This window comes from Scandinavium lactucae (assembly GCF_033843265.1).
Classification (GTDB): domain Bacteria; phylum Pseudomonadota; class Gammaproteobacteria; order Enterobacterales; family Enterobacteriaceae; genus Scandinavium; species Scandinavium lactucae.
Genome location: NZ_JAWXRD010000036.1, coordinates 90,547 through 115,757, shown reverse-complemented (window position 1 = coordinate 115,757; position 25,211 = coordinate 90,547). Strand labels below are relative to the sequence as shown.

21 protein-coding genes and 1 riboswitch are annotated in these 25,211 nt (G+C 56.5%); of the genes, 13 read left to right on the top strand and 8 right to left on the bottom strand.

Annotated features, from left to right (window positions below):
* The first annotated feature begins 56 nt into the window (after nt 1-56).
* Nucleotides 57-1,688 carry a Na/Pi cotransporter family protein gene (locus SIK69_RS15990; RefSeq protein WP_319627608.1) on the top strand — a complete coding sequence of 544 codons (1,632 nt, stop codon included), beginning with the start codon at nt 57-59 and terminating at the stop codon, nt 1,686-1,688.
* 57 nt (nt 1,689-1,745) lie between these two features.
* The gene (gene rluF, locus SIK69_RS15985) at nt 1,746-2,627 is read left to right on the top strand and encodes a 23S rRNA pseudouridine(2604) synthase RluF (RefSeq protein WP_319627609.1); all 882 of its coding nucleotides are present in this window, start codon (nt 1,746-1,748) and stop codon (nt 2,625-2,627) included.
* Between the two features lie 73 nt (nt 2,628-2,700).
* On the opposite strand, the gene SIK69_RS15980 is transcribed toward rluF, so the two are convergent.
* The 4 genes from SIK69_RS15980 to SIK69_RS15965 form a co-directional block, all read right to left on the bottom strand.
* Nucleotides 2,701-2,973, bottom strand: coding sequence for a YjbD family protein (locus SIK69_RS15980; protein ID WP_319627610.1), 273 nt, complete (start codon nt 2,971-2,973; stop codon nt 2,701-2,703).
* A 104-nt stretch (nt 2,974-3,077) separates the two neighbouring features.
* Entirely contained in the window at nt 3,078-4,019 is a 942-nt protein-coding gene (gene panS, locus SIK69_RS15975; RefSeq protein ID WP_319627611.1) for a ketopantoate/pantoate/pantothenate transporter PanS, read from the bottom strand.
* Between the two features lie 96 nt (nt 4,020-4,115).
* Nucleotides 4,116-5,477, bottom strand: a complete 1,362-nt coding sequence (lysC, locus tag SIK69_RS15970; RefSeq protein WP_319627612.1) for a lysine-sensitive aspartokinase 3 — start codon at nt 5,475-5,477, stop codon at nt 4,116-4,118.
* An 87-nt stretch (nt 5,478-5,564) separates the two neighbouring features.
* Nucleotides 5,565-5,759, bottom strand: a riboswitch (Lysine riboswitch).
* 58 nt (nt 5,760-5,817) lie between these two features.
* Nucleotides 5,818-7,605 carry a cation:proton antiporter gene (locus tag SIK69_RS15965; RefSeq protein ID WP_319627613.1) on the bottom strand — a complete coding sequence of 596 codons (1,788 nt, stop codon included), beginning with the start codon at nt 7,603-7,605 and terminating at the stop codon, nt 5,818-5,820.
* A 197-nt stretch (nt 7,606-7,802) separates the two neighbouring features.
* On the opposite strand from SIK69_RS15965, the gene pgi reads away from it, so the two are divergent.
* Entirely contained in the window at nt 7,803-9,452 is a 1,650-nt protein-coding gene (gene pgi, locus SIK69_RS15960; protein WP_319786514.1) for a glucose-6-phosphate isomerase, read from the top strand.
* Between the two features lie 90 nt (nt 9,453-9,542).
* On the opposite strand, the gene SIK69_RS15955 is transcribed toward pgi, so the two are convergent.
* Entirely contained in the window at nt 9,543-10,958 is a 1,416-nt protein-coding gene (locus SIK69_RS15955) for an L-fucose/L-arabinose isomerase family protein (RefSeq protein ID WP_319786513.1), read from the bottom strand.
* Between the two features lie 490 nt (nt 10,959-11,448).
* Between SIK69_RS15955 and yjbE the strand changes: the two genes are divergently transcribed.
* The 5 genes from yjbE (at nt 11,449) to psiE (ending at nt 15,767) form a co-directional block, all read left to right on the top strand.
* Nucleotides 11,449-11,691: an exopolysaccharide production protein YjbE gene (yjbE, locus tag SIK69_RS15950; RefSeq protein ID WP_319627616.1), complete on the top strand. Its 243-nt coding sequence runs from the start codon at nt 11,449-11,451 to the stop codon at nt 11,689-11,691.
* Nucleotides 11,692-11,756: 65 nt separating this feature from the next.
* Nucleotides 11,757-12,395, top strand: a complete 639-nt coding sequence (locus SIK69_RS15945) for a YjbF family lipoprotein (protein ID WP_319627617.1) — start codon at nt 11,757-11,759, stop codon at nt 12,393-12,395.
* Nucleotides 12,392-13,129: a capsule biosynthesis GfcC D2 domain-containing protein gene (locus SIK69_RS15940; RefSeq protein WP_319786512.1), complete on the top strand. Its 738-nt coding sequence runs from the start codon at nt 12,392-12,394 to the stop codon at nt 13,127-13,129. Before SIK69_RS15945 ends, SIK69_RS15940 begins: the two co-directional genes overlap by 4 nt.
* Nucleotides 13,129-15,225, top strand: a complete 2,097-nt coding sequence (locus SIK69_RS15935) for a YjbH domain-containing protein (protein WP_319786511.1) — start codon at nt 13,129-13,131, stop codon at nt 15,223-15,225. Before SIK69_RS15940 ends, SIK69_RS15935 begins: the two co-directional genes overlap by 1 nt.
* 131 nt (nt 15,226-15,356) lie before the next feature.
* Complete coding sequence (gene psiE / locus SIK69_RS15930; RefSeq protein WP_319627620.1) at nt 15,357-15,767, top strand: phosphate-starvation-inducible protein PsiE; 411 nt, start codon at nt 15,357-15,359, stop codon at nt 15,765-15,767.
* A gap of 91 nt (nt 15,768-15,858) precedes the next feature.
* On the opposite strand, the gene malG is transcribed toward psiE, so the two are convergent.
* From malG to malE, 3 genes are all read right to left on the bottom strand, one after another.
* A complete protein-coding gene (gene malG, locus SIK69_RS15925) occupies nt 15,859-16,749 on the bottom strand; it encodes a maltose ABC transporter permease MalG (protein WP_319627621.1) in 891 nt (296 codons plus the stop codon).
* A gap of 14 nt (nt 16,750-16,763) precedes the next feature.
* Nucleotides 16,764-18,308 (bottom strand): maltose ABC transporter permease MalF, encoded by a 1,545-nt coding sequence (gene malF, locus SIK69_RS15920; RefSeq protein ID WP_319627622.1) that lies wholly within the window; start codon nt 18,306-18,308, stop codon nt 16,764-16,766.
* 120 nt (nt 18,309-18,428) lie between these two features.
* On the bottom strand, nt 18,429-19,619 hold the full coding sequence (gene malE / locus SIK69_RS15915) for a maltose/maltodextrin ABC transporter substrate-binding protein MalE (protein ID WP_319627623.1): 1,191 nt from the start codon (nt 19,617-19,619) through the stop codon (nt 18,429-18,431).
* A 371-nt stretch (nt 19,620-19,990) separates the two neighbouring features.
* Between malE and malK the strand changes: the two genes are divergently transcribed.
* The 5 genes from malK (at nt 19,991) to ubiA (ending at nt 25,145) form a co-directional block, all read left to right on the top strand.
* Nucleotides 19,991-21,100, top strand: coding sequence for a maltose/maltodextrin ABC transporter ATP-binding protein MalK (gene malK, locus SIK69_RS15910; RefSeq protein ID WP_319627624.1), 1,110 nt, complete (start codon nt 19,991-19,993; stop codon nt 21,098-21,100).
* Between the two features lie 40 nt (nt 21,101-21,140).
* On the top strand, nt 21,141-22,490 hold the full coding sequence (locus SIK69_RS15905) for a maltoporin (RefSeq protein ID WP_319627625.1): 1,350 nt from the start codon (nt 21,141-21,143) through the stop codon (nt 22,488-22,490).
* 117 nt (nt 22,491-22,607) lie between these two features.
* A complete protein-coding gene (malM, locus tag SIK69_RS15900; protein WP_319627626.1) occupies nt 22,608-23,573 on the top strand; it encodes a maltose operon protein MalM in 966 nt (321 codons plus the stop codon).
* Nucleotides 23,574-23,764: 191 nt separating this feature from the next.
* Nucleotides 23,765-24,262: a chorismate lyase gene (ubiC, locus tag SIK69_RS15895; protein WP_319786510.1), complete on the top strand. Its 498-nt coding sequence runs from the start codon at nt 23,765-23,767 to the stop codon at nt 24,260-24,262.
* Between the two features lie 13 nt (nt 24,263-24,275).
* The gene (ubiA, locus tag SIK69_RS15890; RefSeq protein ID WP_319627628.1) at nt 24,276-25,145 is read left to right on the top strand and encodes a 4-hydroxybenzoate octaprenyltransferase; all 870 of its coding nucleotides are present in this window, start codon (nt 24,276-24,278) and stop codon (nt 25,143-25,145) included.
* The last annotated feature ends 66 nt before the right edge of the window (nt 25,146-25,211 follow it).

Genomic DNA, 25,211 nt, shown 5'->3' with positions numbered 1-25,211 from the left:
GTGGGTGAGGACACCTGTCCCGTAAAAACGTATAACGATAAGGAGATAACAAACCCGTGCTGACTTTGTTACACCTGCTTTCCGCCGTGGCGCTCCTGGTCTGGGGCACACACATCGTACGTACCGGCGTAATGCGCGTTTTCGGCGCACGTTTGCGCACCGTACTCAGCCGCAGCGTTGAAAAGAAACCGCTCGCCTTCTGTGCGGGCATTGGCGTGACCGCGCTGGTGCAGAGCAGTAATGCCACCACCATGCTGGTTACCTCCTTCGTCGCGCAAGACTTAGTGGCGCTGACGCCCGCGTTGGTCATCGTGCTCGGCGCAGACGTCGGTACCGCACTGATGGCGCGTGTGCTGACCTTTGATCTCTCCTGGCTTTCACCACTGCTGATTTTTGTCGGGGTGATTTTCTTCCTCGGACGTAAGCAAACGAGAGCCGGACAGTTAGGGCGCGTGGGGATTGGCCTCGGCCTGATCCTACTGGCGCTGGAGCTGATTGTTCAGGCCGTCCATCCGATAACGCAAGCCAATGGCGTGCAGGTCATTTTCGCCTCGCTGACCGGCGACATCATGCTCGATGCGCTGATCGGCGCACTGTTTGCCGTTATCACCTACTCAAGCCTGGCCGCCGTGCTGCTGACCGCGACCTTAACGGCTACCGGCGTGATTTCCTTCCCGGTGGCGCTGTGTCTGGTTATCGGTGCCAACCTCGGGTCCGGCCTGCTGGCGATGCTCAACAACAGCACCGCCAATGCCGCCGCCCGTCGGGTAGCCCTCGGCAGTCTGCTGTTCAAGCTGGTGGGCAGTTTAATCGTGCTGCCGTTTGTGCATATCCTGGCCGATGTAATGGCCCGTCTGCCGGTGGCGAAATCTGAACTGGTTATCTATTTCCACGTGTTCTACAACCTGCTCCGCTGTCTGGCGATGGTGCCGTTCGCCGAGCCGATGGCCCGCTTCTGCAAGCGTATTATTGTGGAGGTGCCGGAGCTGGATGCACGGCTTAAACCGAAACATCTCGATCCGACCGCACTGGACACGCCGACCCTGGCGCTGGCCAACGCCGCCCGCGAAACGCTGCGCATTGGTGATGCGATGGAAAACATGATGACCGGCCTGCACAAGGTTATCCACGGTGAGCCGCGCGAAGATAAAGAGCTGCGTAAAATCGCCGATGACGTCAACGTGTTGTATACCGCCATCAAGCTGTATCTGGCGCGAATGCCGAAGGACGAACTGGCGGAGGAAGAGTCACGTCGTTGGGCGGAAATCATCGAGATGTCGCTCAACCTCGAGCAGGCCTCCGACATTATCGAACGCATGGGCAGTGAAATTGCCGACAAATCGCTGGCCGCACGCCGGGCGTTTTCGCTGGAAGGGCTGAAAGAGCTGGATGCGTTGTACGATCAACTGCTCAGTAACCTGCAGCTGGCGATGTCGGTATTTTTCTCCGGCGACCTCGACAGCGCCCGCCGCCTGCGTCGAAACAAGCACCGTTTCCGCATCATGAACCGACGCTTTTCGCACGCACACGTCGACAGGCTGCATCAGCAAAACGTACAGAGTATCGAGACCAGTTCGCTGCACTTGGGGCTGCTCGGCGACATGAAACGTCTGAACTCGCTGTTCTGCGCTGTGGCCTACAGCGTCATGGAGCAGCCGGATGAAGATGATGACCGCGACGATTATTGACGCGCTGTTTTCTAAGGCTATCGGCCTTTGGTATAGTTCGCGCATACAGGAGAAACTATGCTGCCGACTCAATCCATCCGATTAAATAAATACATCAGCGAAAGTGGCATCTGCTCACGTCGTGACGCCGACCGCTACATCGAACAGGGAAACGTGTTCATCAACGGTAAACGTGCCGCCATTGGCGATCAGGTGGTGGCAGGTGACGTCGTGAAGGTCAACGGTCAGCTTATCGAGCCGCGTCAGGAAGACGATTTGGTGTTAATCGCATTGAATAAACCGGTCGGCATCGTCAGCACTACTGAGAACGGCGAAAAGGACAACATCGTTGATTTCGTCAACCACAGCAGCCGCGTGTTCCCGATTGGCCGCCTGGACAAAGACTCGCAGGGCCTGATTTTCCTCACCAACGATGGCGACCTGGTGAACAAAATCCTGCGTGCAGGCAACGATCATGAAAAAGAATATCTGGTGACGGTGAACAAACCGGTGACCGATGATTTCATTCTGGGAATGGGCAAGGGTGTGCCGATCCTCGGGACGGTGACGAAAAAGTGTAAGGTCAAGAAAGAAGGGCCGTTCACTTTCCGCATCACGCTGGTTCAGGGCCTGAACCGTCAGATCCGCCGTATGTGCGAACATTTTGGCTTTGACGTCACCAAGCTGGAACGTACGCGCATTATGAACGTCAGCCTGAAAGGCTTACCGCTGGGGGAATGGCGTGACCTTACCGACGATGAATTGATTGAGCTGTTTAAGCTGATTGAGAACTCGTCCTCGGAAGCCAAACCGGCAAAAGCCAAAGCCAAACCGAAAACGGCGGCTACGCCCGCGAAGAAACCTGCCAGCAGCGCGGGTAAAAACATGGCGAAAACCCCAGCGGAACTGGCGAACCGTAAACGCTTTGCGTCACCAGGACGTAAGAAAAAAGGGCGTTAATCCTTTCCGGAGCACAGACAGAAATGCCGGGGAAATCCCGGCATTTTTCGTTATTCGATAGACTTTAGAGCGTTTAGCGTCTGCCGCGTGGCCCGGTGCTGGCGGTCCAGGTGAAGGTCGCTTCTTTATCGACTTTGTAAGCCTGATTTTTCTTTAACTGGCGGGCTTTCTTGGCCGCAGCTTCACGCTCGACCATCAGTTTGTCGATGTACTCTTTTTTGATACTGTTGTTTTCCGCGTTAGTCAGTACACGCCCGTGGGCGATACGGGCGCGATCGAGGAGGGTTTTCAGCTCGCGTTGTTCTTTCTCGGTCATGTCCTGCTGGGTCAGACGTGAAATTGCCATGATGAAACCTCCAAAGAATTGTGCCCTGAGTGTACCGCACAACCGGACGATGCGCCTTCGTCTTATTCGTGCATGACGATATTAGTCGCCATGCCCTGGCATCTTTAACTCTCTTTCGCTACCGCAATCTTCTCTTTTTCGACCGGTTTTCCCGACCAGTACCCCGCCAGCAGCGAGCCAGACAGGTTGTGCCAAACAGAGAACAGCGCACCCGGCAGGGCGGCGAGTGGGCCAAAGTAGATTTTACCCAGCGCGGCGGCAAGGCCGGAGTTCTGCATTCCGACTTCAATCGCCAGCGTACGGCAGGTCGATTCGTCGAAGCCGAACAGGCGTCCACCCCAGTAGCCGCCGAGCAGGCCAAGGGTGTTATGCAGGATAACCGCCACAATCACTACAAAACCGACCGACGCGATATGTGACGCGGAACCCGCCACCACGGCGCTGATAATGGCTAGAATACACACCATTGAGAACGCGGGCAGATACGGCTCCACCGCTTTGACCACGCGCGGCAGCAGGTGATGAACCACTAGGCCCAGCGCAATCGGGATCACCACAATTTGCAGAATGCTGAGCAGCATCCCCATCACATCCACCTGAATATGGGTATCAACGTACAGCCGCGTCAGCAGTGGGGTCGCAATCACGCCCACCAGGGTGGAGACCGACGAAATGGTCACCGACAGCGCCACATCTCCCTTCGCCAGAAAAATCATCACGTTCGACGCCGTGCCGCTGGCCACGCTGCCGACCAGCACCATTCCGGCAGACAGCTCCGGCGGCATGTGGAACAGCATCGCCAGCAGCCATGCCGCGAGCGGCATCACCAGATAGTGCAGGAAAATTCCCGCCGCAACCGGGGCCGGGCGCGACAGCACGCGTTTGAAGTCGTCGAGTCTCAGATGGACACCCATGCCAAACATGATAAGCATCAGCAGGGTAGTGACCCACGGGCCAATCGACGTAAAGGTAGTGGGTGTTTTATAGGCGAGTACAGAGAGCAGCACCGCCCAGAGCGGGAATAGCCGCGTGAGGATAGCGAGCATGATGGTTTCCTTGCGATAGTGTTGTGTTGAATTTATAGGTATAAAAAAGCCGGGTTCGAGCCCGGCTATAGGTATTGTTTATCCTGCTCAGGATGATTATTCAAACAAATTATGATGAAGTTTTCGCACGACTTCTTCCGCTTCAGCGCCCGGTACCAGGAAGCACAGGTTATGGCTGGATGCGCCGTAGCAAATCATGCGGATGTTGAACGGGTCGAGCACGCCAAACACCTCTTTGCCGACGCCACAGGCTTTCGACAGGTCATTACCAATCAGCGCCACCAGGGCCAGATTCTCTTCCACTTCCACGCGGCACAGCGCAGACAGCTCAATCAGCAGCGACTGCGTCAGCAGGGTTTCGCTGGTGGCGGTCGAACCGGTGGTGTCGAGAGTCAGGGCGATGCTCACTTCGGAGGTGGTTATCAGATCGACCGAAATATTATGGCGCGCCAGAATACCAAAGACCTCAGCCAGGAAGCCGCGGGAGTGCAGCATGTTCAGGCTGTGCAGGGTCACCAAGGTTTGTTTGCGGCGTAGGGCCAGCGCGCGGAACAGCGGCGGATTAACGGTTTTATTGCACACCAGCGTGCCGCCCGCTTTCGGATCTTTGCTTGAGCCGACAAACACCGGAATGTCGCTGCGCACGGCAGGCAACAGTGTCGCCGGATGCAGCACTTTCGCGCCGAAGGTCGCCAGTTCGGCGGCTTCTTCAAAGGCAATTTCGTCGATGCGGTGCGCGGCAGGCACCACGCGCGGGTCGGTGGTGTAGATGCCCGGTACATCGGTCCAGATATCGACCCGGGACGCGTGCAGCGCTTCGCCCAGCAGGGCGGCGGTGTAGTCGCTGCCGCCGCGGCCAAGCGTGGTGGTGCGCCCTTTGGCTTCACTGCCGATAAAGCCCTGGGTGATCACCAGACCTTCCGCCAGACGCGGGGCGAGTTGTTGAGCAGAGAGTTCCGCCAGGGCAGCAACGTCCGGCTCGGCGCGACCAAAGCGATCGCTGGTGCGCATCACTTTACGCACGTCAAACCACTGCGCCGGGATTTGACGCTCGCGCAGGATTTCTACGAACAGCAGGGTAGACATCAATTCGCCGTGGCTCACCAGCTCATCGGTCAGCGCCGTTGAGTGGGCCAGCGAAGCGGCTTCTGCCAGGGTGGTAATGTTCTCCAGCAGGCGTTCCACTTCTTCGCGGATCACGTTCGGGTTCTGCAAACGGTCCAGAATATCGAACTGAATTTTACGCAGCGCGTCGAGTTTAACGAAACGTTCCGTGGATTCGAGACCTTCCGCCAGAGCAACCAGCAGATTTGTGACCCCCGCCGAGGCGGAAAGGACGACCAGGCGTGCGCCGGAATCGGAGAGCACCACATCGGCGCTGCGGTTCATGGCTTCGTAATCGGCTACGCTGGTTCCGCCAAATTTGGCGACGACGAGCGGGGAAGCGGCAAGTGTCATAATGGTAAAAACCTCGTGTCAGGGAATTAAGTTCTCAGCCTTGGCACAAGGAAAGAGCGGAAGGGTAGACGTAGAGAAAGCTACAGTTCACCCAGAAGCGCTCCACCTTGTGAAGCGCCCGACTGCGGGTCGCTTCCGGTGACAGCCCAGAGGATTCAGCCTCTGTAGCCGATAGTGAACACTGCCAGATGCTCTGCTATCTCGGCATCGCTCCCCATAAAGTGTTTTCGCAGGACTGGCTCCTCGAACACTTCGCCTGGGCGATGCTCCTCTTCTGGCCTGCGCACGGGTGCGCAGGTAGGGGTTAATAAATAAAGGGTTCCGGGGGGTGTTGTCAACGTTACGATGATGGCGATTTTTCATTTTCAACAATCGCCACTAACGTACACGGCAACGGCGGAGCCTGGTGGCTGTTCATCGTCATCAACACCCCGTCCTCTTTACGGGCAAACAGCGGTGTCGCGCCGGGGTTCGCGCTGCGATAATCCTCCCAGCCAAAATTCTCATTCAGCCGCGTAACCTTCACCACCGCCCCTTTGGCCAGCAGGCTGCTAAGCCGCGCCCAGGTCAGCTCTTTATCAAACAATCGTTCATGACGCGTTTCGGTTTCGCTGCGGCCTTTCGTCGCCGGACCAGTGCGAATCGAGAACACCCGGTTTTCGCCGAAGATGTGTTTGAAATGCAGCACCGCGAGCGCATTTTGATGGCGGTTCGGCGACAGGGCGATCACCTGCCGCGTCTCGCTCAGATTGAGGAAGTTCTCTGCATGTTCCGACCAGACGTTGCCGTAATAGGTCGGCAGCCCTTCCATGCGCGCCAGGCGATAATATTCCCAGCTGTTGTCACTGAGCTGGACCGGAATATCAAGCTTTATCAGCGCTTGCGCCAGGGTCCTGGCCACGGTATTCGCCCCAACAATCAAGATGCCGCGCGGTTTACGCTGCTGCACCCCGAGCAGACGCGCCAGCCAGCCGCTGGTCAGGCTTTGCAGCACTACGGTGCCGATGATAATGGCAAACACCACCGTCACCAGTTGGTCGGCACCGTCATAACCCTTTTGTTGCAGCGTCAGGGCGAACAGTGAGCTGACCGCCGCGGCAACAATCCCGCGCGGGGCAATCCAGCACAGCAGCAGCTTTTCACGCCAGTGCAAAGAGGAGCGGTAGGTCGAGGCCAGAATACACAGTGGGCGGGCGATGAACTGCACCACCAGTAACAGCCCCAACAGCGGCCAGCCCATTGCCCACAGGGCGTGAATATCCAGCCGTGCGGCCAGAATGATAAACAACGCCGACAGCAGAATGGCGGAGAGTTCTTCTTTGAACTCGACGATATCCGTGGTTTCGACTTCTTTCATATTGGCGAGCCAAATACCGAGCACCGTCACCGCCAGCAGGCCAGATTCATCAGCGAGCGTGTTAGACAGCCCGAAGGTCAGCAGCACAATCGCCAGCACCGCAAAGTTTTGCAGATAGCCCGGCAGCCAGCCGCGCTTTAGCGCATTGCCGAGCAGAAAACCGAATATCCCGCCGCTTGCCAGCCCGACGACCAGCGTCTGCGCCAGCATCAGCAGCAGGTGGAGGCCACCACCGGAGACATCCTTGAGGGTGATAAATTCGAACACCATCAGGGTGAAGATCGCGCCAACCGGATCGATGACGATGCCTTCCCAGCGCAGCACCTGGTTAATGGACGAGGACGGGCGTACCACGCGCATCAGCGGGGCGATCACCGTCGGGCCGGTGACCACCGTCACCGCACCAATCAGGGCGGAAATCTGCGGGGTCAGGCCGAGAATGCCCCAGCATGCCAGTGAAATGACGGCAAAGGTAATCAGCATCCCGACGGTGACCAGATTACGCACCACGCCGCCGAGCCCGCGAATTTCGTCAAAGCGTAGCGTCAGTGCGCCCTCGAACAAAATGATCGCCACCGATAGCGACACCAGCGGAAACAGCAGCGAGCCGAATAGCAGGTCGGGTTGCAGAATGTGCAGCCCCGGACCAAGTCCGACGCCAATCAGCAGCAGCGGCAAAATCGCGGGGATGCGTAAACCCCAGGCCAGCCACTGGGCCAGCAGAGAGGCGATAGCAATGATCACCAGCAGAAACGGGACAGGCAGTTCCATTTTTTCTTTTTATCCTCAATAACGTGGGCGGTTGAACCCGCCTAACGGCAGTATGTTCAGAGTATAAACAAGGCTGTTGGTAACAGAGCCCTCCCGGTGCGTAAGAAATCGCTGAATGACACAAAAATCATCACAAAAACCGTCGCAGGCGCTACAATCGACCGAAGTCACATTTTTCAAATCAGAAGAGTATTGCTATGAAAAACATCAATCCAACGCAGACCTCTGCCTGGCAGGCATTACAGAAACATTATGATGAAATGAAGGACGTGTCGATTGCCGACCTGTTCGCGAAAGATGGCGACCGTTTCGCTAAATTCTCCGCGACGTTCGACGATCTGATGCTGGTGGATTTCTCCAAAAACCGCATCACCGAAGAGACGTTAAGCAAGCTGCAGGCGCTGGCGAAAGAGACCGACCTGGCCGGTGCCATTCAGTCGATGTTCTCTGGCGAGAAGATCAACCGCACCGAAGACCGTGCGGTGCTGCACGTCGCGCTGCGTAACCGCAGCAACACCCCGATTATCGTTGACGGCAAAGATGTGATGCCGGAAGTGAACGCGGTGCTGGAAAAGATGAAGCATTTCTCAGAAGCGATCATCTCCGGTAACTGGAAAGGTTACACCGGCAAAGCCATCACCGATGTGGTGAACATCGGCATCGGCGGCTCTGATTTAGGTCCGTTCATGGTGACCGAGGCGCTGCGCCCGTACAAAAATCATCTGAACATGCACTTCGTGTCTAACGTCGATGGCACCCACATCGCTGAAGTGCTGAAGGGCGTGAATCCAGAAACGACCCTGTTCCTGGTCGCTTCTAAAACCTTCACTACCCAGGAAACCATGACCAACGCCCACAGTGCGCGCGACTGGTTCCTGAAAACCGCCGGTGATGAAAAACACGTAGCGAAACACTTCGCAGCGCTCTCCACTAACGGTAAAGCGGTTGGCGAGTTCGGCATCGACACTGCCAACATGTTCGAGTTCTGGGACTGGGTCGGGGGGCGTTATTCCCTGTGGTCGGCGATTGGTCTGTCGATCATCCTGTCCGTCGGCTACGACAACTTCGTTGAGCTGCTGTCCGGCGCGCACGCGATGGATAAACACTTCTCCACCACCCCGGCTGAGAAAAACCTGCCGGTGCTGTTGGCGCTGATCGGTATCTGGTACAACAACTTCTTCGGGGCTGAAACCGAAGCTATCCTGCCGTATGACCAGTACATGCACCGCTTCGCGGCGTACTTCCAGCAGGGCAACATGGAATCCAACGGTAAATACGTTGACCGTAACGGCAACGCGGTGGATTACCAGACCGGGCCAATCATCTGGGGCGAACCGGGCACTAACGGTCAGCACGCGTTCTATCAGCTGATTCACCAGGGCACTAAAATGGTGCCGTGCGATTTCATCGCCCCGGCTATCACCCACAATCCGCTGTCTGACCATCATCCGAAGCTGCTGTCTAACTTCTTTGCTCAGACCGAAGCGCTGGCGTTTGGTAAAGCGCGTGACGTGGTTGAGCAGGAATATCGCGATCAGGGTAAAGATCCGGCCAGCCTGGATCACGTGGTGCCGTTCAAAGTATTCGAAGGCAACCGCCCAACCAACTCCATCCTGCTGCGTGAGATTACCCCGTTCAGCCTCGGCGCGCTGATTGCGCTGTATGAGCACAAAATCTTTACCCAGGGCGCGATCCTCAACATCTTCACCTTTGACCAGTGGGGCGTTGAATTGGGCAAACAGCTGGCGAACCGTATCCTGCCAGAACTGGCCGACGGCAAAGATGTCAGCAGCCATGACAGCTCGACGAATGGTTTGATTAACCGTTATAAGTCCTGGCGCGCTTAAACAAACCGTCACGACTTGCCCGGCGGCACTGCGTTTGCACGGGCCTACAAGATCGTAGGCACGGTAAGCGAAGCGCCACCGGGCGATAACTCAGGCTATCCGCAGACTCCTTATTCCCAGCAGTTTTGCGATAGCCGCTATTTTTTCCCCGACGTGACCCATCCCAATCGCGCAATGATGCGCCGGGCCGCCTTCGCACCAGCGACGGGTGAACTCCCGGGCAGACAGCGCAAACCGATAGTGGCTGTTGGTGTTGCCGATATCCAGCACCTCGCCCGGCACCGCTTCTCCTTCGGCATATTGCAGCGTCACGCTACCATCTCGATGTTCTACCACTGATAAAAAGGTCACTGGCCCCGGGGCGACCGTCATTTGAATCGACACCCCTTTGCCCGGTTTACCGTGATACACCGGCAACGGCACCAGCCGCACTTTCTCCGTCGACATCAGCGGATGCGCGGGTCCATCGTGACCCCATTGCACGGTATCGCCCTCAAAATCAATGCCGTACGGCTCCGAGAACGATCCGCCCGCTTTTAACAGACTGAGGATTTTCATGGCGATCACATTCTTGATTTCGCACTCGCCCGCGACCGGTATATCTCGTGCGGTGAGGAGCGTATTGCCGAGGATCACCGAGGTCATACTCTTTTCCTGCGGCGAACCGGATGCGCCTTCGTAGTAATACGCCATCGCGCCGAGTTGATGGCGGGCCACCAGTTTATCCAGCGCCACCGAGGTGTTAATGGCGCGCTGTAGCTCAAATTCTTCACAGGCCGGGTCGACGTCGAGCGTTGCGAAAACCTGCTCGCGCTTATGCTGGCGCTCGGGGTCTGTGCTCTGTGAAGCGGCCAGCTCACACACTTCCAGTACCTTGAAGCGCACGCCGAATTTGGCCGACAGGTTGGTCATGTTGGAATAGACATCAACCATGCCGTTGTAGTAGTGCCCGAGCACGCCGATGTGGGTGGTTTTCAGCGCCTTAACGGTTCTGGCTGCGTCGAGCCAGTTGGCGATTTCCTGCCACGCCTGCGGATCGTCGAGATACCCTGGCACCAGCGTGTAATCGATGTTAGCGCGCTGAAACACGTTCACCAGCTCCGGGGCGCTACAGGCCTGGCAGTGCGCCAGCCATTGCCCGGTACGCTCCCCGCGATCGTCGCGCTGATTGATGGTGGCGCATGGCACTTTTTTCTCTGGCTGCAACGCCAGAATCAGCACCGGCACCTTGAGCTGCTGTACCAGCGGCAGCACCGTCGAACTCAGGGCGTAGGTGGTGATGTACAGCACCAGTGCATCGACGTTTTGACGGGCAAATACCTCGACGGCGTTATCCATGCTTTGCGGATTATCAACCAGCCCGGCGTTGACCACCGCGACCTCCCGCTGTTGCAACTGGCTATCGACCCGCCCGAGATAGCCGACGAGCTGCTCGCGAAGGCCATCAAACTGCGGCCAGTAGGTGTCCAGACCAATGCCGAACAAACCAACGGTGAATGTTTTCATGAGACGTTCCTGGGAAAAGTGCGAGGCAATGGGGTTACTTTACGCAGGGGCGTGGGCGAAAACCTGTCGCTGATGGACAGCGAAAAGTAGGGCGTGGCAATACCGCCGAGGAAAGCCTTAGACGGATCGCATAATAGTTATTCCGTTCGTGAACCAAGATTAATTTCCCCCTAAAACTGCAGGGAATAATGCACAGGTGACCGATATCTATTCTGCTTGTCGTGTTCAGGTTAATCCTAAAAACGGTTGTGATCGCCAAAGCATATTTTATTTTTTAGGATTTTCTTGATGTTGTTAAATTTACATGTTCATGATTTTAAAGGTTTTATCTATTTTCATTATTCCCGGAATAAAGATTTCTTCCCATAGTCCTAAAACCCGTCTGCTTATTTCCTGTGCCGTAATCCGGCTACTTGAGTTGTGTATACTCGATGACGCCTGAATATCTCAGGTGAACCTCCATTCATTCAACCAATGAAGGGAAATAGCAATGAAAAAAGCTCTCTATGGCATTTTTGCCATTTCTGCGCTTGCGGCGACGTCTGCCTTTGCGGCACCGGTGGAAACCGGTGAAGCGGCAGGGTCGGCAGCGACGTCTGTGTCTGCGGGCAGTTCTGCCGCAACCAGCGCCAGCGCCGTAAGTTCGGCCGTGGGGGTCGCACTGGCGGCGACCGGTGGTGGTGATGGCTCCAATACCGGAACCACGACCACGACAACCACAAGTACCCGCTAAGTCTCACGGGTCATTAACCCTAACCACACTTCGGTGTGGTTATTTTGCCCCCTCGGAGAAGAGTCGTGAAGCGACCTATTATTGTTACCCTTTGCCTGCTGCTTCAGGCCTGTTCCGCCAGCACGGAAGGGCTGGGCAAATCGCTTTGGCACAGCCTGTTTGGCACCCCTGGCGTGCAGTTGACCGCCGACGATATCCAGAACATGCCTTACGCCAGTCAGTACATGCAGCTCAACAACGGTCCGCAGCTGTTTGTGGTTCTCGCCTTTGCCGAAAACGGCCAACAGAAATGGGTCACCCAGGATCAGGCGACGGTCGTCACCCAGCACGGGCGCATCGTGAAAACGTTGCTCGGCGGTGACAATCTGCTCAGCGTCACGAATATCGACGCCGATCCGCTGGTGAAGCCCAACCAGATTGTCGATGGCGCAAGCTGGACCCGGACAATCGGCTGGACGGAACACAAACAGGTGCGCTATGCCACCGCTCGCTCGCAGTTCCACTGGGAAGGCACCGATACGCTGACGTTGGCGGGAGATGCCACCGCCGTTCGCGTGCTGGTGGAAGAGGCCAGTACCGATCGGGCGAGCTGGCAGAACCGTTTTTGGGTCGACAGCGATGGGCAAATTCGTCAGTCCGAGCAGTATCTCGGCGCGAATTTCTTCCCGGTGAAAACCATTCTGATCAAGGCGGCGAAGCAATGACCATACGCACCCTTGCCGCCGTAATGGCGCTGTTCATCTCCCCGCTGGCTCTGGCCGCAGGCACCGTTGATGTTTATATCAATGGTGCGACACAAGCGAAAACCCTGACTGATGCTGCCCATCTGGCGGATCTCGTCGGGCAGCCGCGGCTGGCAAACAGCTGGTGGCCAGCCGCAGTCATCGCTGAAAAACAGGCCACCGTCGTGGCGCAGCAGCAGAAAAAAGAATTACTGGCGCAGCTTGCCGCCCTGGCGGCAGAGGAAGACGGTGACGACGCGGCGGCGATTAACGCCGTCCAGCAACAGCTGCAGGCGCTGAACGTTACCGGACGGCAGTTTGTCAGCCTCGACCCGGACCGCGTGCGTTTGGGGCGTCGCGCGAACCCGCCGCTGGAAGGACACTACAGCCTGTGGGTCGGCAAGCCACCGTCGACGGTACGCGTTTTCGGCCTCGTCAGCCGTCCGGGCAGCGTGGCGTTCACACCGGGTAAACCGGTTGCCGATTACCTGGACGAGATGAGCGTGCTTAGCGGGGCCGACCGCAGCGATGCCTGGATTGTCTATCCCGATGGACGCACAGAAAAAGCCCCGGTTGCCTACTGGAATAAGCGTCACGTCGAACCTATGCCCGGCAGCATCATTTTTGTCGGTTTCGCCGACTCACTTTGGACGAAGAAATATGCCGACCTGAACGCCGCCCTTCTTCGCGCCCTTGCACAGCGGATCCCGGAATAATGAAAAACAGATTTCTCTACAGCCTGCTGGCGCTGGGTGTCAGCGCGGCCTGTCATGCGGAAACGTATCCGTCGCCGATTGGCCCGTCGCAGTCTGACTTTGGCGGCGTGGGCCTGCTGCAAACCCCGACCGCCCGCATGGCGCGTGAAGGCGAGATGAGCCTCAACTATCGCGATAACGATCAGTACCGCTATTACTCGGCCTCGGTACAACTGTTCCCGTGGCTGGAAACAACCCTGCGCTACACCGACGTGCGCACCAAATCGTACAGCAGCGTGGAATCCTTCTCCGGGGATCAGACCTACAAAGACAAAGCGTTCGACCTGAAATTACGCCTGTGGGAAGAGAGCTACTGGTTGCCGCAGGTGTCGGTGGGGGCGCGGGATATCGGCGGGACCGGGCTGTTTGACGCCGAATATTTGGTGGCGAACAAGGCCTGGGGACCGTTCGATTTCAGTCTCGGCCTGGGCTGGGGATATCTCGGCACCAGCGGTAACGTCAAGAACCCGTTCTGTAGCTACAGCGACAAGTATTGTTCTCGCGATAACAGCTATCGCCAGGCGGGTTCAGTGGACAGCAGCCAAATGTTCCACGGCCCGGCCTCGCTGTTTGGCGGCGTGGAATACCAGACGCCGTGGCAGCCGCTGCGCCTGAAGCTGGAGTATGAAGGGAATGATTACAGCCAGGACTTTGCCGGGAAGCTCGACCAGAAAAGCAAGTTTAACGTCGGGGCCATTTATCGCGTAACCGATTGGGCCGACGTTAACCTGAGCTACGAGCGGGGCAACACCTTCATGTTCGGTGTGACCGTGCGCACCAACTTTAATGATTTACGCCCGTCGTATAACGATAATTCGCGGCCCAAATATCAGCCGCAGCCGCAGGATGCGATCCTGCAACACTCCGTGGTGGCGAATCAGTTGACGCTGCTGAAATACAACGCCGGTTTTGCAGATCCGAAAATTCAGGTCAAAGGCGATACCCTGTATGTGACCGGCGAGCAGGTGAAATACCGTGACTCGCGGGAAGGTATCGAGCGGGCGAACCGCATCATCATGAATGATTTGCCGGACGGCATCAGTACTATCCGGGTCACCGAAAATCGTCTTAACATGCCGCAGGTGACCACCGAAACCAACGTTGCCAGCCTGAAGCGTCATCTGGAAGGCGAGCCGCTGGGCCAGGAAACGCCGCTGGTGCAGAAACGCGAAGCGCCGATCGTGCCGGTTAAAACCGAACAGGGTTGGTACATCGACAAATCGAACTTTGATTTCCATATCGATCCGGTGTTGAGCCAGTCAATCGGCGGCCCGGAAAGTTTCTACATGTACCAGCTGGGTGTTATGGCAACCGCCGACTGGTGGGTGACTGACCACCTGCTGACTACCGGCAGCCTGTTTGGCAACATTGCCAACAACTACGACAAGTTCAACTACACCAATCCGCCAACCGATTCGACGCTGCCGCGCGTCCGTACCCACGTGCGCGAATACGTCGAGAACGACGTCTACGTGAACAACCTGCAGGCCAACTATCTGCAATATCTCGGCAATGATTTTTATGGCCAGGTGTACGGTGGCTATCTGGAAACCATGTACGGCGGCGTGGGTGCCGAAGTGCTGTGGCGACCGGTCGACAGCAACTGGGCGTTCGGCGTGGATGCCAACTACGTGAAACAGCGTGACTGGACCAGTTCGCTGAACATGATGAAGTTCACCGATTACAGCGCCAAAGTGGGTAACCTGGCCGCTTACTGGACCCCGCCGTTTGCTCAGGACGTGCTGATTAAAGCCAGCGTCGGGCAGTATCTGGCGGGCGATAAAGGCGGCACGCTGGAAGTATCAAAACACTTCGACAGCGGCGTGGTTGTCGGGGCCTACGCGACCATCACCAACGTGTCGGCAGATGAATACGGCGAAGGCGATTTCACCAAAGGTGTATATGTTTCTGTCCCGTTGGACCTGTTCTCGTCTGGCCCGACCCGCAGCCGGGCGGCGATTGGCTGGACGCCGCTGACGCGTGACGGCGGTCAGCAGCTGGGCCGTAAGTTCCAGCTGTACGACATGACCAGCGATCGCAGTCAGAACTTCCGCTAGGTTTTCTCTCGTTCTACCCCTCTCCCTTCGGGGAGAGGGGTCTGCATTGCACAAAACATAAACAAAAAATGTAGATCTACGTCACATTTTTACGTTATACAGGGATCTCGCCCTTGAGAAGGAGATGCAGAATGACGCCGCTTATTCGTCCACGCGTAGAGTTTATCTCCATCGTTTTGCAGACCGTGTTGAACCTGGGTTTGCTCAGTCTTGGCCTGATATTAGTCGTATTCCTCGGCAAAGAAACGCTCCACCTGGCGGATGTGCTGTTCGCCCCTGAACAAACCAGCAAGTACGCGCTGGTTGAAGGGCTGGTGGTCTATTTTCTCTATTTTGAATTTATCGCGTTGATCGTGAAGTACTTCCAGTCTGGCTTTCACTTCCCGCTGCGTTACTTCGTCTATATCGGGATCACCGCCATTGTGCGGCTGATCATCGTCGATCATAAATCCCCGCTTGATGTGTTGATCTATTCCGCGGCGATCCTGTTGCTGGTGGTCACTCTGTGGCTGTGTAACTCGAAGCGCCTGAAACGTGAATAAAAAAATGGCGCTCCAGGGAGCGCCAAACAACAGTCACAAGTATGAGGGATAACGATTACAGCGGCATTACAGTGGCATAGAACAATGAAACTTAACCTTTCACCCCGCCTGAGGTCAGGCCGTTAACCAGCCAGCGCTGGGCCAGCAGAAACACCAGGGTGATCGGAATGGCGGACAGCACAGCCGCAGCGGCAAAGTCGCCCCACAGGTAGTTTTGCGGGTTGAGGTATTGCTGCATCCCGACGGCGAGGGTGTAGCTGTTCACGTCGCGAAGCAGCAACGAGGCGACCGGCACTTCGGTGATGGCGGCGATGAATGACAGAATAAAGACTACCGCCAAAATCGGCACTGACAGTGGGAGCAGCACCAGGCGGAACGCCTGCCACGGCGTAGCACCGTCCAGCGCGGCGGCTTCTTCCAGCGAGCCGTCGATGGTTTCGAAATAGCCTTTTATCGTCCAGACGTGCAGGGCTATCCCCCCCATATAGGCGAAGATGACCCCGCCGTGAGTGTTCAGGCCGATGAACGGAATGTACTGTCCGAGGCGGTCAAACAACGCATACAGCGCCACCAGCGACAGCACCGCCGGGAACATCTGGAAAATCAGCATACTTTTCAGCAGCGTGGCCTTGCCCGGGAACTTCATGCGGGCGAAAGCGTAGGCGCAGGTGGTGGACAGCGCCACGATACCCACCGCGGTGATCCCGGCGATTTTGATCGAGTTCCACAGCCATAACAGTACTGGGAACGGTGGCGGAGTGACCCGGCCATCGGCATGTTCGACGCTAAAGCCCAGCGCCAGCTTCCAGTGCTCCCAGGAGATTTGATCCGGGATGAGGCTGCCGGTTGCAAAGTTACCTTCACGCAGCGAGATAGCGATAACCATCAGCAGCGGGAACATGATCGCGGCGATAAACATCAGCAGCCCTAAGTGCGTCACCAGGAGGCGCAGCTTTTGAGATTTCGGTTGAACCATGGCCATTGTCGATATCTCCCTTAATCGAATTTCATGCGTGTGGCTTTGAGGTTAATAATCGCCAGCGCCCCGACCAGCAGGAAGATCAGCGTCGCAATCGCCGCCGCCAGGCCGAAGTCCTGACCGCCGCCGCCTTCAAAGGCAATACGGTAGGTGTAGCTCACCAGCAGGTCGGTATACCCCGCCGGGGTGGTGGTGCCAAGACGGTCCGGGCCCCCGTTGGTCAGCAGCTGGATAAGCACAAAGTTGTTAAAGTTAAAGGCGAAGCTGGCAATCATCAGCGGCGTCAGCGGCTTGATAAGCAGCGGCAGCGTAATCTTAAAGAAGTTCTGGAACGGGCCTGCGCCGTCCATCGCCGAGGCTTCGTACAGATCTTCCGGAATCGCCTTCAGCAGCCCCATGCACAGGATCATCATGTACGGATAGCCGAGCCAGGTGTTGACGATAATGATCATCGAGCGGGCAGTGGTCGGGTCGCTAAACCACGCCGGTTTGATGCCAAACAGCGCGCTCAGCATCATGTTGATTTCACCAAAGCTCTGGTTGAACAGCCCTTTGAAGATGAGGATCGAGATGAACGACGGCACGGCATACGGCAGGATTAACAGCACGCGGTAAATGGCTTTGCCTTTCAGCGATTCCCACTGCACCACGCACGCCAGCACCATGCCTACGGCGACGGTCAACAGCACGGTCAGCACCGAGAACACCACCGTCCAGACGAAGATAGCGAAGAACGGTTTCTGAATGCCTTCGTCGGTGAATACCCGGGTGAAGTTGTCCCAGCCGATGCTAACGGTATAACCCGGGCTGAGTTTCTCATCGCCCCAGTTGCCGTCGGCGTTAACCGACTGATAAAAACCAATCTGATTATTCGGACGGTATTTCACGCCGCTCTGGTTGTTGGTCAGCTCACCTTTTTCGCCCTCGGTATACAGCGGGCGGGTGCCGGAGAACTGGCGCAGAGAACTCATAATGACTTTGCTGTCATCCGGCAAAATGGCGGTCAGCTGATTCAGCGCCTGGCGATTCTGAGTGATCACCCGCAGGTTACCGCGTTCGCCTTCCGGCAGCGCGTCGGCCTCTTTCAACGTAATCTTTTGCTCACCGCCAAATTTAAAGGCGTCGGAGACATAATTTTTACCGCTCTCGCCGTCGGTCAGGGCCAGCTTCCACTCACTGCCCGCCGGGTATAAGCCGAAGTTATAGGTTTTGCCCGCCTGATAAGAGCGGTCCATTAACACCTGCTGCGCACGCTCCTGCGTTAGCTGGTTGGTGCTGCTGTAGTTGGTGAAGGCGATGGCGATGGTACACACCAGTGGGAACAGGACGAACAGTCCCATCCCGGCCATGCCAGGATAAACATAGCGCCACGCATAGGCTTTGCGGTTGGCGAAGATATACAGGCCAGCAGAGCTTAAAATCAGCGTCATGATGGCGAACAGGTATTCCCCCTGGGCGTACATTAAAACAACAAGGTAACCCACCAGCAGGCCCAGTAGCCCGACCACGGACCACTTCAGCGTTTCGCTTTGCCACCAGTGACTCTTTTTAACGACATCCATGGGGTAATTTCCTCTACAGCTGTGAAAACGTGTAGGCCGGATAAGACGCTTAGCGTCGCCATCCGGCAACAGCACCTGATGACGCTTCGCTTATCAGGCCTACATTTCGTGCCTTATGACTTACTTAGTGATACGACCCTGAGCATCTTTCAGCGCTGCATCCACGGTCTGACGTCCGCTGGCGGCGTTGATAACCGCGGTGCGGGTGGCGTACCAGAAGGCGGCCATCTGCGGGATGTTAGGCATAATTTCGCCTTTCTGGGCGTTGGCCATGGTGGCGGCGATACGCGGATCTTTTTCCAGCTGTTCCTGGTAAGATTTCAGCGCTACGGCACCCAGCGGTTTGTCCTTGTTCACGTCCGCCAGACCGTCGTTAGTCAGCAGATAGTTTTCGAGGAACTCTTTCGCCAGCTCTTTGTTCGGGCTGGCGGCGTTGATGCCCGCGCTCAGCACGCCCACAAACGGTTTAGACGCTTTGCCTTTGAAGGTTGGCAGCAGCGTTACGCCGTAGTTGATTTTGCTCTTGTCGATGTTGGACCACGCCCACGGACCGTTGATGGTCATCGCGGTTTCGCCCTTGTTGAACGCCGCTTCCGCGATGGAGTAATCGGTATCCGCGTTCATGTGTTTGTTCTTGATAAGATCAACCAGGAAGGTCAGGCCCGCTTTTGCCCCTGCGCTGTCTACGCCCACGTCTTTCACGTCGTATTTGCCGTTTTCAAACTTAAAGGCATACCCGCCGTCGGCAGCGATCAGCGGCCAGGTGAAGTACGGTTCTTGCAGGTTGAACATCAGCGCGGATTTGCCCTTCGCCTTCAGCGTTTTATCCAGCGCCGGGATCTCTTCCCAGGTTTTCGGCGGGTTCGGCACCAGGTCTTTGTTATAGATGAGCGACAGCGCTTCGACCGCGATTGGGTAGGCGATAAGTTTGCCGTTGTAGCGTACGGCATCCCAGGTGAACGGATACAGTTTGTCCTGGAACGCTTTGTCTGGGGTCACTTCAGCCAGCAGGCCGGACTGCGCGTAGCCACCAAAACGGTCGTGCGCCCAGAAGATAATGTCCGGGCCATCGCCAGTGGCGGCCACCTGCGGGTATTTCTCTTCCAGTTTATCCGGGTGCTCAATGGTCACTTTAATGCCGGTATCTTTCTCGAATTTCTTACCGACTTCAGCAAGGCCGTTATAGCCCTTATCGCCGTTGATCCAGATAACCAGCTTGCCTTCTTCAATTTTCGCGAAGGCAGAGGCGGAAAACATCATCGTGGTCAGTGCAGACAGCGCGAGGATGCGAGCGCCAGTTTTGATTTTCATATATCCCGTCCTATTTGGTGATGTGCTCGTGGATACGCCTGGTGGCTTTTACAACGCTGAGTTTCCTTTCTTAGCAACCTCTTTCCATCCTCCCCAACCCTACGCCCCACCGCTCCTTTCTGTGATCTCTGTTGCATAAATTTTAGTTATGAGTCCTGGCGCACACAAAACGACGCCGAATTTTGCCGTGTGCATCACGAATTTCACCAGGCCACGCCGGACGTGGGGGCAGAGCAGCTCTCCTCATCCTCCCGTCTCCTCCCCCATCAAAAACCAGGGGGCGGAGGATTCACGAAAGTTATTGGTCGCGCATAGTCAGCGCCAGAATAAATATTTCTTTTCGTGACAGGTAGTAATCAAGGGAGAAGGGGATGGCGAGCGTACAGCTGCGTAATGTAACGAAAGCCTGGGGTGACGTGGTGGTGTCGAAAGACATCAATCTCGACATCCATGAGGGGGAGTTCGTGGTGTTTGTCGGGCCATCAGGCTGCGGTAAATCCACGCTGCTGCGCATGATCGCCGGGCTGGAAACCATCACCAGTGGGGACTTGCTGATTGGTGACAAGCGAATGAACGACACGCCGCCCGCCGAGCGTGGTATCGGCATGGTGTTCCAGTCTTATGCGCTTTACCCCCATCTCTCGGTGGCAGAGAACATGTCGTTTGGCCTCAAACTTGCCGGGGCGAAAAAAGAGGTGATCGCCCAGCGCGTGACCCAGGTGGCCGAAGTGCTGCAGCTGGCTCACCTTCTGGAGCGTAAACCGAAAGCACTGTCCGGCGGGCAGCGTCAGCGCGTGGCGATTGGCCGTACGCTGGTGGCTGAGCCGCGGGTGTTCCTGCTTGATGAACCGCTTTCAAACCTTGATGCCGCACTGCGTGTGCAGATGCGTATTGAGATTTCCCGACTGCATAAGCGTCTGGGTCGCACGATGATTTACGTCACCCACGATCAGGTCGAAGCGATGACCCTGGCCGACAAAATCGTGGTGCTGGATGCCGGGCGCGTGGCGCAAATCGGCAAGCCTCTCGAACTTTATCACTATCCGGCAGATCGGTTCGTCGCGGGCTTTATCGGCTCGCCGAAGATGAACTTCCTGCCGGTGAAAGTCACCGCCACCGCCATTGAGCAGGTGCAGGTGGAACTGCCAAACCGTCAGCAAATCTGGCTGCCGGTGGAAAGTACCGGCGTGCAGGTTGGCGCAAACATGTCATTAGGCATTCGTCCTGAGCATCTTCTACCGAGTGATATCGCTGATGTCACCCTCGAAGGTGACGTGCAGGTCGTCGAGCAACTGGGTCACGAAACGCAAATTCATATCCAGATCCCCGCCATCCGTCAGAATCTGGTGTACCGCCAGAATGACGTGGTGTTGGTAGAAGAGGGAGCCACATTCGCTATCGGTCTGCCGCCAGAGCGTTGCCATCTGTTCCGTGAAGATGGTTCCGCATGTCGTCGGCTGCACAAAGAACCGGGCGTTTAAATCCCATAACAAAAGAAAAGCAATGGTCTCAGGAGATAGAATGATGATTACTCTGCGCAAACTTCCAGTGGCACTCGCCGTGACAGCAGGCATTTTGTCTGCGCACGCGGGCGCTGTAGATTTTAAAGGTTACGCCCGTTCGGGTATCGGCTGGACCGGTAGCGGCGGCGCGCAACAGTGCTTCCAGGCGACTGGTGCTCAAAGTAAATACCGTCTCGGTAACGAATGTGAAACGTACGCCGAACTGAAATTTGGTCAGGAAGTGTGGAAAGAGGGCGATAAGAGCTTCTACTTCGACACCAACGTCGCTTACTCCGTCGCACAGCAGAACGACTGGGAAGCCACCAGTCCGGCGTTCCGTGAAGCCAACGTGCAGGGTAAAAACCTGATCGACGCCCTGCCAGGTTCCACTATCTGGGCCGGTAAGCGCTTCTATCAACGTCACGACGTTCACATGATCGACTTCTACTACTGGGATATCTCCGGTCCGGGTGCAGGTCTGGAAAACGTGGATGTGGGCATCGGTAAACTCTCCTTCGCAGCAACCCGTTCGACCGAAGCAGGCGGCTCCAATGCTTTCGCCAGCGACAATATTCGTGATTACACCTCTTCAACTGCCAATGACGTGTTTGACGTGCGTTTGGGCCAGATGGAAATCAACCCAGGCGGTACCCTGGAGCTGGGTGTGGACTACGGTCACACTAACGTAAATGACGATTACTACTTGCAGCCACAGGCATCGAAAGATGGCTGGATGTTCACCGCGGAACATACCCAGAGCATGCTGAAAGGCTTTAACAAGTTTGTGGTGCAGTACGCCACCGACTCCATGACCTCTCAGGGCAAAGGCCAGGCGCAGGGTGCGGGTGTTGGTCTCGGCAATGACGAGAGTGGCAAACTGTACGCGTACGGCATTAACAACGACGGCCACCTGCTGCGTATCCTCGACCACGGTGCAATTTCCCTGGGCGACAGCTGGGACCTGATGTACGTCGGTATGTACCAGGACATCAACTGGGATAACAACAACGGCACCAAATGGTATACCGTCGGTGTTCGTCCAATGTACAAATGGACGCCTATCATGAGCACCTTGCTGGAAGTGGGCTACGACAACGTCAAATCCCAGAACACCGGCGACACCAACAACCAGTACAAAATTACCCTCGCACAACAATGGCAGGCTGGCGACAGCATCTGGTCCCGTCCGGCTATCCGTGTGTTCGCCACCTACGCCAAGTGGGATGAGAAATGGGGCTACGACACTTCCGGCAGCCCAGCGACCAACAACGGAAACTACAACTCCAACTTCGGTATGCAGACCGCTGGCCTTGGCCGTGGCGACAACGACGAGTGGAGCTTCGGTGCCCAGATGGAAATCTGGTGGTAATTCGCAGTTAAGTTAACCCACTGTTATGCCACACAAAGAGGGACGAAAGTCCCTCTATTTTAGACTCAGCGCGCTATTGCCTGGCTACCGCTGAGCCCTGTCTTTGAGGTGATAAAAATGAAAATGAACAAAAGTCTCATCGCGCTGTGCCTCTCTGCTGGTCTGCTGGCAAGCGTCCCTGCCGTCAGTTTTGCTGAGGTGAATTTCGTGCCGCAGAACACCACTGCCGCACCGGCTATCCCGGCAACTGCGCTACAGCAGTTGGTCTGGACGCCCGTTGATCAAGCTAAAACCCAAACCACTTCTCTCTCCGGTGGCGGTCAGTCGCTAAACGTGCCGGGGATTTCTGGCCCGGTGGCGGCGTATAGCGTCCCGGCAAATATTGGTGAGTTGAACATTACCCTCACCAGTGAAGTGAACAAACAAACCAGCGTGTATGCGCCGAACGTGCTGATTCTGGATCAGAACATGACGCCATCGGCGTTCTTCCCGAGCAGCTACTTTACCTACCAGGAGCCAGGCGTAATGAGCGCCGACCGACTGGAAGGTGTCATGCGTCTGACCCCAGCGCTGGGCCAGCAGAAAATTTATGTGCTGGTGTTCACCACCCCGCAAGATTTGCAGCAAACCACTACCCTGATTGACCCGGCAAAAGCCTACGCTAAAGGCACCGGTAATGCGGTGCCGGATATTCCGGACCCGATTGCCCGGCACGTGACCGAAGGCACGCTGAAGCTGAAAGTGAAAACCTCATCCGCCTCCAGTGTGCTGGTTGGCCCACTGTTTGGTTCTTCAGGCCCTGGCCCGGTCACCGTGGGCAACACGGCGGCACCGGTTTACAGCGCACCTGCGGCAGCACCGTCAACGGCGGCAGTGGCAGCGTCAGCCACCGCAGCATCAGCACCGGCAGCGAAGAGCGAACCGGTTCTCAATGACACCGAAAGCTATTTCAACAACGCGATTAAACAGGCTGTGAAAGAGGGCAATATCGATAAAGCCCTGAAACTGTTAAACGAAGCCGAGCGCCTCGGTTCGACTTCAGCCCGTTCCACCTTTATCAGTAGTGTAAAAGGCAAGGGGTAAAAACATCTCCCCACATTGCTGATGTTTAGGCCCTGGCCATTCGGTGCGTCTCCCTCGACGCACCGTTTTTTCTGACGCAACGGCGGATGTTGCATCCCTGTTGCGCTACCGCGCGGATATTGACGTTTCTTCCTCCCGCTAACCCTTTTCTACGATACAATGCCGATAAGTTTTGTATCGGAGAGTCTGGCATGTCACACCCTGCGCTGGCGCAGCTGCGTGCACTACGCTATTACACCACCCTTCCGGAACTCGATGCGGCGCTGCTCGACTGGCTGCTGCTGGAAGATTCCATGACCAAACGTTTTGAACAGCAGGGCAAGCGCGTCACCGTGACGCTGGTGCGTGAAGATTTCGTGGGTCAGGATGAGGTCGCCGAAGAACTGGCGCTGCTGCCCGCCGAGCCGCGCTACTGGCTGCGTGAGATTTTGCTCTGCGCCGACGGCGAATCCTGGCTTGCCGGCCGAACGGTGGTGCCGGAATCTACCCTGTCTGGACCGGAGCTGGCGCTGCAACAGCTCGGCAAAACCCCGCTGGGGCGCTACCTGTTTACCTCATCCACCTTAACCCGTGATTTTATTGAAATTGGTAAAGATGCAGAGCTGTGGGGGCGTCGTTCCCGCCTTCGGCTGAGCGGAAAACCGCTGCTGTTAACCGAGCTGTTTCTGCCTGCGTCGCCGCTGTACTGAGAGGAAGAGAATTATGGAGAGGAGTCTGACGCAAAATAAGCTCCAGGCTTATAGCCGTCTGATGCGTATTGATAAGCCGATAGGCTCGCTGCTGCTGCTCTGGCCGACGCTGTGGGCGCTGTGGGTAGCCATGCCTGGCGTACCGCCGCTGTGGATCCTCGCGGTGTTCGTGGCGGGGGTGTGGATGATGCGTGCCGCGGGCTGCGTGGTGAACGACTACGCCGACCGTAAAATTGATGGTCACGTCAAACGCACCGCCCATCGCCCGTTACCGAGCGGCGATATCAGCGAGAAAGAGGCGCGCATCCTGTTTGTGGTGCTGGTGGTGCTCTCGTTCCTGCTGGTACTGACGCTCAACACCATGACTATTCTGCTGTCGGTGGCCGGTCTGGCGCTGGCGTGGGTGTATCCGTTTATGAAACGCTACACCCATCTGCCACAGGTGGTGCTGGGCGCGGCGTTTGGCTGGTCTATCCCGATGGCCTATGCCGCGGTCAGTGAATCGTTACCGCTGAGCTGCTGGCTGATGTTCCTGGCGAATATCTGCTGGACGGTGGCCTACGATACCGAATATGCGATGGTTGACCGGGATGACGATTTAAAGATTGGCGTCAAATCTACCGCGATTCTGTTTGGCAAACACGACAAGCTGATCATCGGGATTTTGCAGGTCTTATCGCTAGGATTGATGGTGGCGGTCGGCTGGCTGAGCCATCTTAACTGGGAATTCTACTGGTCGATTTTCATCGCCGGGGCGCTGTTTATTTATCAGCAGAAGCTGATTAAAAACCGCGATCGTGATGCCTGCTTTAAAGCGTTTATGAACAACAACTACGTGGGGCTGGTGTTGTTTATCGGTCTGGCGATGAGTTATATGCTTTAACCTCTTCCCGGCGGCGCAAGGCTTGCCGGGCAAAAACAAAAAAGCCGGAGCAACTCACATTGCTCC